This is a genomic window from Nocardia aurea (assembly GCF_003123685.1).
GTDB classification, from domain to species: domain Bacteria; phylum Actinomycetota; class Actinomycetes; order Mycobacteriales; family Mycobacteriaceae; genus Nocardia; species Nocardia aurea.
The window spans coordinates 171,074-182,548 of record NZ_QCYJ01000020.1 but is presented as its reverse complement, the minus strand read 5'-3'; the positions used below and the strand labels follow the sequence as shown (position 1 = coordinate 182,548).

General features: G+C 63.7%; 12 protein-coding genes. 11 read left to right on the top strand and 1 reads right to left on the bottom strand.

Annotated elements, in window-relative coordinates; all coding sequences use genetic code 11:
- Positions 1–208 precede the first annotated feature (208 nt).
- From DAT37_RS05985 to DAT37_RS05980, 3 genes are all read left to right on the top strand, one after another.
- Positions 209–451 carry a hypothetical protein gene (locus DAT37_RS05985; RefSeq protein WP_109523685.1) on the top strand — a complete coding sequence of 81 codons (243 nt, stop codon included), beginning with the start codon at positions 209–211 and terminating at the stop codon, positions 449–451.
- A 223-nt stretch (positions 452–674) separates the two neighbouring features.
- Positions 675–863 carry a hypothetical protein gene (locus DAT37_RS43890; protein WP_157978320.1) on the top strand — a complete coding sequence of 63 codons (189 nt, stop codon included), beginning with the start codon at positions 675–677 and terminating at the stop codon, positions 861–863.
- 125 nt (positions 864–988) lie between these two features.
- A complete protein-coding gene (locus DAT37_RS05980; RefSeq protein ID WP_109523684.1) occupies positions 989–1,174 on the top strand; it encodes a hypothetical protein in 186 nt (61 codons plus the stop codon).
- 321 nt (positions 1,175–1,495) lie between these two features.
- Here the strand turns inward: DAT37_RS05980 and DAT37_RS05970 are convergent, their stop codons facing one another.
- The gene (locus DAT37_RS05970) at positions 1,496–2,011 is read right to left on the bottom strand and encodes an XRE family transcriptional regulator (RefSeq protein ID WP_109523682.1); all 516 of its coding nucleotides are present in this window, start codon (positions 2,009–2,011) and stop codon (positions 1,496–1,498) included.
- 673 nt (positions 2,012–2,684) lie between these two features.
- Between DAT37_RS05970 and DAT37_RS05965 the strand changes: the two genes are divergently transcribed.
- From DAT37_RS05965 to DAT37_RS05925, 8 genes are all read left to right on the top strand, one after another.
- Positions 2,685–2,993: an HNH endonuclease gene (locus DAT37_RS05965; RefSeq protein ID WP_109523681.1), complete on the top strand. Its 309-nt coding sequence runs from the start codon at positions 2,685–2,687 to the stop codon at positions 2,991–2,993.
- A 407-nt stretch (positions 2,994–3,400) separates the two neighbouring features.
- The gene (locus tag DAT37_RS05955) at positions 3,401–3,871 is read left to right on the top strand and encodes a phage terminase small subunit (protein WP_109523680.1); all 471 of its coding nucleotides are present in this window, start codon (positions 3,401–3,403) and stop codon (positions 3,869–3,871) included.
- Positions 3,871–6,570 (top strand): hypothetical protein, encoded by a 2,700-nt coding sequence (locus tag DAT37_RS05950; protein WP_109523679.1) that lies wholly within the window; start codon positions 3,871–3,873, stop codon positions 6,568–6,570. The genes DAT37_RS05955 and DAT37_RS05950 overlap by 1 nt, the downstream gene beginning before the upstream one ends.
- A 27-nt stretch (positions 6,571–6,597) precedes the next feature.
- A complete protein-coding gene (locus DAT37_RS05945) occupies positions 6,598–8,109 on the top strand; it encodes a phage portal protein (protein WP_109523678.1) in 1,512 nt (503 codons plus the stop codon).
- Between the two features lie 28 nt (positions 8,110–8,137).
- Positions 8,138–9,166, top strand: a complete 1,029-nt coding sequence (locus DAT37_RS05940; protein ID WP_157978319.1) for a hypothetical protein — start codon at positions 8,138–8,140, stop codon at positions 9,164–9,166.
- 56 nt (positions 9,167–9,222) lie between these two features.
- Positions 9,223–9,951, top strand: coding sequence for a hypothetical protein (locus tag DAT37_RS05935; RefSeq protein WP_157978318.1), 729 nt, complete (start codon positions 9,223–9,225; stop codon positions 9,949–9,951).
- A gap of 12 nt (positions 9,952–9,963) precedes the next feature.
- Positions 9,964–10,368, top strand: coding sequence for a head decoration protein (locus DAT37_RS05930; RefSeq protein ID WP_109523675.1), 405 nt, complete (start codon positions 9,964–9,966; stop codon positions 10,366–10,368).
- Between the two features lie 55 nt (positions 10,369–10,423).
- Positions 10,424–11,464, top strand: a complete 1,041-nt coding sequence (locus DAT37_RS05925; RefSeq protein WP_109523674.1) for a major capsid protein — start codon at positions 10,424–10,426, stop codon at positions 11,462–11,464.
- Positions 11,465–11,475 lie beyond the last annotated feature (11 nt).

Below are 11,475 nucleotides of genomic sequence, written 5' to 3'. Positions count from 1 at the left end.
CCTACCGCAGCGGAAACCTTTCGGCCTACGCGCTCCGTGGCCTGCCCTGCCGAGGTGCAGGGTAGCCAATGTTGCTTCCGCTCTGCGCGTTTGGGCGGAGTTCGACCGCATTGCGGCAGGACTTGCCGACGCGCCCCCAGACTCCCCGAGGTGGTTCGAGGAAACTCAGCCACCTCGGGTGAACTCCACTTCGCAAGGGGTGGCATAGATGGAATCGCGCCTCGCCAGCGGGGAGATCGTGCACTGGTACGAGGAGAACGGCGTCGTGCGCGTAACCCAGTTGCGGGCGAAGACCGGCGAAGTCACCAAATTCCCTGACGCCCCCCAGCTCGGCATGTGCTTCGACGTTCTAGGTAGAGACCTCTGGCAGGTTGTCTATTCGCACTGGGAAAAAGAACGCGACCGACGTCGCGGCACCCGGTGGTCGTTTCAGAGGCAGGGTGCCAGATGACCGCCCCCGACAACCGAATCTGCAACCAGAGCGACCGCGATCGGGCCACGCCGGACCTGGGCGCACCCAGCGCCTTCGCACACGGAACCACGGCGGGCAGCCCGTACCCGCCTGAACGGATCCTTCCTATGTGCGCCTCCTGTCGTCGTATGGGCACAGCGCAGCGTCCGCGCAGCCTCCATCGGCCAGTACTGAAACCGTCTTCCAAGAAGTGGGGCTCACAGTGATCGAACTCGGCTACGCATTGGTAATCGGCCTACCCCTGTTGGTCTTCATCGTCATGGTGTGGCCGCGAGATCATGGCGAGTCGACCCCTGACCACCTTGCGGAGATGCAGAAGAATCCGTGGTGGGAGGATTCGCATCGCGACGGCCGCCGTTGGGATGGTCGTCGTTGGGATGGTCGAAAATGAACCAGCGCTCCCGAAAAGTGTGCGTGTCCGCGTGCGTCACATTCCGGACTGCGAGCGGGCACCCCCTTGATGCGCTGACGCATATTCGCTGCCCCGATCGGGAGACGTGCACTGAGCTTGCGCCCGTGGCGGGCAATCTGATTGGCGGGCACAGCACCACCGCGGGGGTGGCGTGCCCGTGGGTGGGCACCGAGCTGGACGACGACCGAGCGTGCGTGCCCAAGGCGCACTTCCTGACCGGCGGTCACGTCACAGCGATTCTGGCACCGGTGAAAACGGGGAAGTCGCGCGTACGTCGATCGCAGATCTGAACACGAAACGGGTTGTTGGACATGAAAGCTGGAGACAGGCATAAACATCGGGTAACGGCGCAGCTCCTAGTCGATATGGCGCGGCTACCCACAAATCTGCAACGCATTCCACTCGATACGATGCCACGCGACGTGTTGATCGACGCGCTACGATACGCGATCAACCTCCGCGGCACCGAGTTCTCCGCGCATGTGCACGCCGCAGGCGTTCACCGGTGCGCCGACGGGAAATGTGTCCATCTGGCGCACCCGTCATAGCTGTCTCTGCAACAACGACAGAAGTTCCCGCACTCTTTTCTGCTGCGGGGGCTTCGTTGTCAATCAGGCGTGTTCGACATCGAGCTTGATGTTGAGGCCGAGCTTGATAGCGAATTCGATCAGCTTGTCGACACGGAAGCGTTGAATGTTTTCGGCGCGCAACGCGGACAGCGTGGTGGCGGGGATGCCGGTGCGTGCTGCGAGTTCGTTGCGACCAAGCCCTGCCGTATTGATCTGGTGGGCGACGGCCTTGATCAGTTGTTTGCGGAGCAGGCCGGAGGCTGAGTGGTCCGGCTCGGATGGAATCGTGCGCCCCCGATCGGCCCGCTCCTCCGGCTTTCCCTCGTTCAGTCCGGTCAACACGATTTTGACTTCGAGGCCGACCGGGGCGCAGTAGTTGATTAGGGCGTCAAGGCTGAATCTGCTGCTCAACCCGCCGCTCGCCAGGGTGGTTGCGGCACTTGCATCGCGCCCGAGTCGGATCCCGGTGTCTATGCGGGCTTCCCCGAGATTGTTGATTGCCTCGGCGATCTCCGCGGCGAGTTGATCGCGCAGCGCGACAACAGCGGGGTCTTTCATGTTGTCCAGGGTAGCAAAACTACAAGGTTCGTCGTCGCGTATAGGGCCATCTACCTGCGCTGACGATCCAGCGTCTCACACACATATGATTCATGTGTTATGAATGTATGAGACATGAATTCACGCCGCCGTCGCGGCATCAACCCGAGAACCCAGTGCGCCCGCGGTAGCGGGTGATGCGCCTCGCAAGCGCAGTCGTCGCCCGTCAGAGGGGCATCTTGCCCCGTGCCTGGACAACTTGGGTACGGGGCTCCGATTCACGACGATCGACCCGGTAAAGGCAGGCTCGGACGGGGATGGCGTTGCGTCCATACCGATCTCGTGAAATACCCCAGCTCTGGCGGCCGACTAATACCCGGCCGCGTTGCATCAACCGACCGCCGACGGCCTTGACCGACCGGGCGAACGGGAGAGTTTCCCTTGATTCGGTCAAGGGTTACTCTGCCCTTCCCACGCTCCAACCCGTCTCTCCCGGGCGGTGGCGGTCGGTAAGCAGATGGAGATACATGCAGGCCGTCTAGCGTATGAAATATCCGATATACCAAATGAACTGAGGCTTTGCGGGGCGGGAAAACCTCACTGATAGGGCGAATCGATCGATCGGTTCGAGAGGCCCCGGGGTGGTAGTCGAGATGATCTGGTAAGTGCGCTGCGGCCTGGGACAATTGACGTAATGACGTGGGGCACAGGCGGAACCAGAACCGTCACAGCAGAGTATCGGCACAATCGAGCACTCGCGCTCGAGCGCGACAAGCAGACGTGTCAGCTCGGCTTCGACGACTGCACAGGCCATGCCACCGAGGTAGACCACATTCTGAACTTCGCCCGCCAGGGTGGTGACGATCTGGCGAACCTGCAATCGGTGTGCGCCCCCTGTCACGCCATCAAGACCGCGGAAGAGGCCCGGATCGCGCGCGCAGAAATGAAAAAGGCTGCGCGTCACCCGGATTCGCTTCGTCCGCATCCCGGATATGTGAGGTGATGAATATGACCATCGACGCTGTGATCACTGTGGGTTCTGCGATCGTGTCCATCCTGGGCCTTCTGCTGAAGGTTCTCCCGATCGTCGTGGGCTGGCTCTGATTGATCTTGCGCGCCGCTGCGACCCGGTTACCGTAGAAATTGTTCGGTGCGGACTCGGAAAGAGTCCGCACCGTCGCAATGGGATGTAGCTCAACTGGTAGAGCAGCGGATTTCACACCCGCTTGCAGGTTCGAGTCCTGTCCTCTCAGCCCTTTCGACCCTCGGCAGGGGTGCGTCTGCCAGCTCGTGTGTCAAGACGGGTGAGACCAACGCACTGAAGTTTTTCGCAGCGCCGAGCTGGTCGCCGACATGGCGACCGGGGGAGCGGGGCGGATCGCCTTACCCCGACATGGGAGATGACTGAACATGGCCGGACGCCGCTCCGGTCCGCCTCCGAAGAACCCCAAGGATCGCGCACGCCGCAATGGCGACCCGCTCCTGGCGGGTGCTGATGGCTGGACCGAGATTCCCTCCACGCCCAACGACGGCGAAGTCCCCGAGATCCCCGAGTGGGTCACTGTGGGGCCGGTCGGTCGTGCGATCTACACCGAGCTGGCCTCGCTTCCGCAGGCCCGACTCTACGGTCAGGGCACCTGGATTCAATTGTGGCTGACGCTGCCGTTGATCGAGCGCTATCTGACGCGCCCCGGCAGCGAGAACTACAAGGCTGTCACCGGCACTATGGGCGCTGCGCTGCGTCTGACCGAGGATGATCTCCAGCGCGCCCGCATACGTATCAAAGATGAGATCGACGAGGAACCGGTAGCACCCACCGAGGGTGGCACGGTCGCCTCGTTCGCCGAGGAGCGCAAGGCACGGCTGCTGCGGGGCGCGTAATGCCTCACGATGTCATCACCCATCCCGAACACGATCGCCACCGCTCTCTGGGCTGGCTGGCCATCGCGTGGATGGAATATTTCCTGATCCACGGCCCCGGCGATGTCGGCGGCGATCCTGTCGCGCCCATCATCGACGAGTACTGCGCGTTCTATGTCGATACCTACGCCCTGATGGACGACGGCACCCGCATCTACGACCACGTGTTTCTGTCGCGCCCGAAAGGCTGCGCGAAATCCGAGGTCGCGGCCTGCATCGGATTGTTCGAGGCATTCGGTCCGTGCCGTTTCGACGGCTGGGCACAAGGCGGCGAGGTGTACCGCGACGAATGGGGACTGGGTTTCGAGTACGTCTATTCTCCCGGTGAGCCCATGGGTAAACGGATCCGCAATCCATATATACGCTGCGTCGCCACCGAGGAAGACCAAGCAGGTCTGGTCTACGACACCATCTATTTGAACTGCACCGAAGGCCCGCTTCGTGGCGCGCTGAACAGGCGCGACGAGGCAGGTCTGACACGCATCCTGGTGCCCGGCGGCGGCGAAATCGTTCCGTCGACCAGTTCTGCCGCATCGAAAGACGGCGGCAAAGATACGTGCACATTGTTCGACGAGGCGCTGGCGCTGGATACACCGCTGCCAACCCCGACCGGTTTCGTGACGATGGGCGATGTCGAGATCGGCGACTGGCTGATCGGCGCGACTGGCGAACCCGTGCGGGTGGTCAAGACGTCACAGGTGATGACCGACCGGGACTGCTACAAAGTCACCTTCATCGACGGCACCAGCCTTGTCGCATCGGCCGGGCATCTATGGCACGCTCGTTCGCCCCGGGCCAAGGCTCGAACCTGGACGACCGAGGAGATGTTGCTCGACGGCCGAGAATTCGCTATCCCCAATGGTGCTCCATGGGAAGCCCCTGAGGTCGACCTCGATATCGACCCTTACATCCTTGGGCTCTGGCTGGGCGACGGCGACAAATCGAACGCCACCATCTCGTCGAGCTATGACGACGCCGGTGAAACCTCCCGCAATATCGAGGCGTGCGGCTACACCGTCAGGCGACTGACACCGAAATCCGGCACGGCCGATCTGATCTATGTCTCGATACCCGGGTCACATCGAAACCGGTTCTCGCCGGTGCGTGGATTCAAGGTCCGCCTGGCCGATGCGAACCTACTGGGCGACAAACATGTCCCGAGCCAGTATCTGCACGCCTCCCCAAAGCAACGCCTGGCCCTGATTCAGGGCCTGATGGACTCCGATGGGTCGATCACGCCGAATGGGCACTGCACCTTCTCCAACAGCAGCGTCGCATTGGTCGAGGCGATGATGCAGCTGCTATGGAGCATGGGCGAGACGCCAGGGCGAACCTACTCAGCGGACCCTCGGTCGCGATATGGCGGCTACTGGCGGGTGACATTCACCCCGCGTTACATCGACCCGTTCCGCCTGACGCGCAAAGCCGTGCGGGTGCGTGCCGACAAAATGACGCGATGGATGGCTATCAAGTCCATCGAGCCCGTCGAGCCGGTGCCGGTCAAGTGCGTCGGCGTCGATTGCGACGATCATCTTTTCCGAGCGGGAATCTCCGGCAAGGTCACCCACAACACCCATTTGTACAACCGCCCCGAGCTCCGCCAGACCTACAAGACCCTCACACGGAATCTGCGTAAGCGTCGGCGCTCGGCGGGGACGTTGGCGGTCGAGACGACCACGATGTACGCGCCGGGAGAGGACTCGATCGCCGAGCAGACCTACAAGCTGATCCAGGACTATCTGGCTGGCAAGCTGCGTCGCGCACCGCGCCAGCTGTTCGACCACCGCTACGCCAACATCACCCCCGAAGACCTCGAGGACGAGGACAAAGTGCGTGCCGCGCTGCTGGATTCCTATGGCGACTGCGCGCTGTGGAACGACATCGAGGGCTACATCGAGGCGATCGCCGACCCCCGCAACGACACCGTCTCCTCGTTCCGGTACTGGTTCAACGCCCCGACCAGCGCAGAGAACGCCTGGATCGCGCAATACGAATGGGACGCCGTCGGCCCCGACAACTACGCGGGCGACTCGATCCTCAAACCGGGCGAGGTCATCGTGCTCGGTTTCGATGGTTCGCGCCGGCGCCGCCGCGGCGTGACCGACGCGACCGCGCTCATCGCCTGCCGGATCGCCGACGGCCTCATCTCTCCGATCGAGGTCTGGGCTCAACCGCCGGGCAAGTACGACGAGGGCTGGGAAGTACCCGAGCACGATGTCGAAGCGAAAATCCTGTGGGCGTTCAAGACCTACAAGGTGATCGGGTTCTACGCCGACCCCGCGAAATGGGAAGCCAACGTCGCAGCGTGGGAAGCGAAATACGCCAAGCAACTGAAGGTGAAAGCATCCACGGCACATCCGATCGAATGGTGGATGACCGGTCAGCGCGCATTCCGAACAGTGGAAGCCCTGCGCGAATTCGTCGAAGCGATGCTGGACGGAAAACTGCATCACGACGGCGACCTGACTCTGCGCGCGCACGTACTGAACGCTCGGCGCGCGGAAACGACCAAGGGCGTGCAGATCCGCAAGGAGAACCCCGACTCGCCGAACAAGATCGACGCCGCGGTCGCCGCGGTGCTGGCGTGGCAGGCGCGTTTGGATGCGATCGCGAAGGGCTTCGGCACCCAACGCCGCCGCCGTGTCGCGGTGCGCATGTGACCTATATCCGAGACAGGACAACTGAATATGGCAGATCCCGTTGAATTGACACCTGATCAGTGGCTGGAATACCTGATGAACAAGCTCGACGAAGATCTCGAGCGTGAACCGCGGGTGACCACCGGCAACACTCCGACGACCCGGCGTGAACGCCTGGATCTGCTGTGGAGCTACTACCTGGGCGACCCGCCGCTGCCGACGGTCGCCGAGAAGTACCGCGAGACCTTCTCCGCGGTGCTGCGCAAAGCGCGCAGCAACTACGCGATCATGGCCATCGACTCGATGTGCGACCGGTCGGTGCTCCAGGGCATCTACACCGCAGCCGACGCCGACCTCAACGGTGACGACGCCGCCAAGGCGGTGTGTGACGCGTCGGGTTTCGCTGCGCTGCAACGCGACATGCAGACCTGGCTGTACACGATGGGCGAGTCCTATGTGACGATCGTGCCGCCGCTGGCCGGTGCACCCACCGGCACGCCGCCGATGCTGCTGGCCGAGGATCCCCGCTTCTGCGTCGGCGAACCCGACCCCTACAACCCGCGGATGCTGCGCGCGTTCCTCAAGATCTTCGTCGACAAGATCGCCGACCAGCAGAAGGCCATCCTGCTGATCCCCGGCCAACGCATCGTGTTCACCCGCGAAAAAGGCCAATACTCCAACGAATTCGTCGCCAAGCAGTGGAGCGCCGAGCCCGCGACATCGGTGCCGGGCCTGGAACTGCTGGGTGGCGTACCGGTGGTGCGCTTCCAGAACAAGATGGGCCTGGGCGAGTTCGAACCGCACCTGGACCTACTGGACCGCATCACCGACGGAATCCTGCACCGGATGGTGATCACCGCGTTCCAGAGCTTCAAGCAGCGCGCGGTCAAAGGCGACCTGGACGGTGGCGCGGACTTCTCCGAGGACACCGATTCGCTGATCAAGTCGATCGCCGACGCCGAGCTGACCGACATCTTCCAGAACGATCCCGGCGTGCTGTGGATGCTGCCCGAAGGGGTGGAGCTGTGGGAATCGGGCACGACGGATCTGACGCCGCTGCTGATGGCGACCCGTGACGATGTCAAGGAGTTCGGGGTGTGCACCAGGATCCCGATGCACATGCTCATCCCCGATGGCGTCTCACAGTCCGCCGAGGGCGCCTCGGCGATGCGCGAGGGCCTGATCGACAAGATCAGTGACCGCCAAGCCCGTCAGAATCCGCAGTGGATCCTGTTGTGGCAGATGATTTTCACGCTCATGGGCAAGACGAACGTGACCGGCATCCGGTTGCAGTGGGGCAAGCCCGAGCGGGTGTCGCTGTCCTCGAAGACCGATGCGGTGCAGAAGACCCGCGGGGTGCTCTCGCGCAAACGTCAGGTCGTGGATCTGATGGAAATGAGCCCGGAGTTGGCGGCGCTGAACGAGTCGGAGCTGCTGGAGGAGGCGATGGCGTCGGATGCCGCGATGTCGGCACTGTCGCTGGGCAGCGCGACGGCCGCCGACCCCGCCGATTCCGCCACCGACCCGGCCGCGTCCCCGGCGGAGAAGGCCGCGGCCTGACATGGCGTTGGACATGCTGTTACGGCTGATGCTCGGGCGGGCCTCGCGTCGGTATCTGCTGCTGCTGGACGCGCAAACCCGCGTCGAGGCGTTGTGGCGTATGACCGACCCGTACGACGGGCTGGCCGTGGCCGAGTTCGCCGAGGCCGCTGCCGCGGTGTCGGTCTCGGCGCAGGCGCGTTCGGCGTCGTTGGCGCTGGCTACTCATCGGCGTTACCTCTCGGAGATGGGTACCGAGCTGGGTGCGTTCGTGCCCAAGATCCCCGAGCAGGTCCGCATGTATTCGACCTCGCGCCCGTATCGGTTCGCCAAACCGGTCGCGGTGCGCACGTCATCGGGTGTGGAGCAACGACTTCCCGCCGACGAGGTGTTCAACCGGCCCGCGCGCCTGTATCGGAAGTTGATGGAGGAGGGAGCCGATTCCGATCATGCTCTGGACGTAGCCGCAGCGCGTGTGAAAATGGAGCTGGCCACCAATGTCGCACTCGCGGAGCGTGAGACCGAGCACGAGATCTCCAAACGTGCCGGGATCGTCGATCTCGATGTGATCGGGTGGCGGCGCGTGATTCGCCCCGAGCGATCCAAGACCGGCACCTGTGGGTTGTGTGTCGCGGCCAGCCAGCGTCGATATAAGACGTCCGAGCTGAGACCTATACACACCGGATGCAAGTGCGATGTTCTTCCGATCAAGGAAGGCGCGGACGGTGATCCGGGCCTACAACTGAACAACGACGACCTGAAACGGCTATATGACGATGCAGGCGGTACCGCAGCCCAACAGCTGCACCGTACGAAATATCGTGTCGACGAGCATGGGGAACTGCGCTCGGTTCTCGTGCCCGCAAAGCGTGGCCAGCAGGTTCCGCGGTATCGCGACAGCGATACGCCGTCACTGGTCGATCTGGACGCCGAATCTGTTCGTTTCAACGAACAGCAGCTCACCCTGATACGCCAGATGCTCACGAAATCGTTGAGCCTGGGCCGCGGCGAGGGCGATGCGCGCGTCCTCTGGCAACGCAGACAGATCGCCCGCTACGAGCGGCTTCTCGGCCTCTGAATTCTTCGCCCGACATGGGCAACAAATCCACCACCCGACAAGGGACACAACTGAATATGACTGTGCAACTGCCCTCCGCCACCACCGCGGACGTGACCCCTAGCGCCCCCGCGCTCGACCCGGCCACCGGTGCCGCGGCCGTCGACCCCGTGGCCGAGACCGTCGTCGAGCCCGCCGAGACCAGCGCGCGTCAGCTCAACGAGCACGGCTACCCGGATGCGACTCCGCTGGCGGAGATGGACATCGCCGAGCAGGCCGCGTACTGGAAGCATCAGTCCCGCAAGCACGAAGCTCGGGCGTCGCGAGCCAACACCGGTGCGCTGTCGCCGGAAGAGGCTCAGGCGCTGCGTGACCAGATCGCCCAGCTCGAGGCCGCCGCGCTCACCGATGAGCAGCGCGCCCAGGCCGACCAGGTGAACACCGCGGTCGAGGCCGCCCGCGCCGCCGAGCGTGCGGCGCTGCTGCCGATGCTGCACGAGGCGCAGCTGCGCGGCTACGCGGGCACCATCATCAAGGGTGAGCGCCTAGAAGGTTTCGTCGGCACGGTCGCGGTCGAGAAGTTCCTCAACGAGGCAGGCGAGGTCGACGGCGCGAAGGTCGTCGAGCACCTGAGCAGGCTGTTCGGTGCCCCCGAGGACGCCGAGACCACGACCGCCGTCACCCCGGCCGCCACCTACCCGGATATGGGCCAGGGCAAGACCGGCGCCGGTGTCAACAAGGTTCCGGCCAAGGACGCAGGAATCGCCGAGGCGGCCCGCCGCTTCGCCGCCACCGCAGGCAAGTAAGGACGAAAGCTCATGAGCAATATCGCAGTTCGCAAGACCGGCACCTTCTACGGTGATTCGCGCGCCGCCGCGCTCGGCGACATCTCGGGGCAGCCCGGCCGGATCAGCGTCACCCTGGACATGACCAAGTTCGTCGCCGCGACCCAAGCGCCGAAGGGCTATCTCCCGTCGCTGCTGATCCTGGGCAAAGTGACCGCGACCGGCCTCTACGGCATCCACGATTCGACCGCCTCCGATGGTCGCGAGGTCGCCGCGGGGTTCCTGTGGGACGCGTTCGCGCCCTCGGACTGGACCGGTAAGGAAGCTGCCGCGCTGTGGGTCGGTCCCGGTCTGATCAAGGAGTCCCGCCTGCCTGCCGCCTCGGGTATCGGCACCAAGGCCAAGACCGACCTCGCGGCCTGGTTCAAGTTCTACTGAGCGCTGAGTTCATCTGCACTACAACTGAATACACAACTTCATAGCGGAGGCCGAAATGGCTCTTATCTTCGACGGTCCTGTCCATCCGGACGCGGCGACCGCGTTCGCGCGCGAGATCCCGACCCCGGCGGATCACACCCTCAATCAGTTCCTCCCGGATCAGAACGTCCTGGAGCAGACCGTTCGGCTCCAGAACGTGACGCGGGTCAACCGAACCGCGCAGTTCCGAGCGTTCGACGGTTCCATCCCGCAGCTCGAGCGGGACTACGTCGAAACGCGGGAGATCGACCTGCTGCCGATGTCCATCCAGGGCACCAAGGGCGAACTCGAGCGGCTCCAGCTCGAACGCGCCCGTCAGCGCGGCGGCTCGCTCGCCGCGATCACCAACGCCATCTACAACGACATCGAGATCGCCGTCCGCAGCATCCGAAATCGTATCGAGCTGGCGCGCGGTGAGCTGCTGAGCACCGGCAAGATTCAGCTCGCCAACGAGAACGGCCTGACTTTGACGGCCGATTTCGAGGTGCCGGTCGATCACTTCGTGACCGCGGGCACGACCTGGACCACCGTCGCGACGGCTCCGATCGTCACCGACATCACCGGCTGGGTCGAGAAGTACATCGCCGACAACGGTTTCGCACCGGCGGGCATGATCGTCTCGCGCAAGACCGCGGGTCTGATGCAGCGCAACAAGGAATTCAAGGACTATGCCACCAGCTCGATCGCCGGCGGGCCCTCGATCGTCTCCAAGTCGATCATGGGCCAGGTTCTGGAGGACTTCAACCTGCCGCCGATCGTGTCTGTCTACGACACCATGGTCAACGTCGGCGGTGTCGACACCCGGATCCTGCCCGAGAACAAGGTCATCTTCGTCCCGCCCGCCGGTCGCCTGGGCGGGGTGAAGTGGGGTATCACAGCCACCGCGCTGGAGCTGGTGGGTGCCGCGCAGTCGGACCTGACTTTCGAGGACGCGCCCGGCCTGACCGGCATCGTCATCAAGACAGGTCCCCCGTTCAAGGACACCACGGTCGTCGACAGTCTCGTGCTGCCGGTGCTCGAGGATCCCAAGTCGCTGATGGTCGCGACAGTCTACTAGAGGGAATGTAG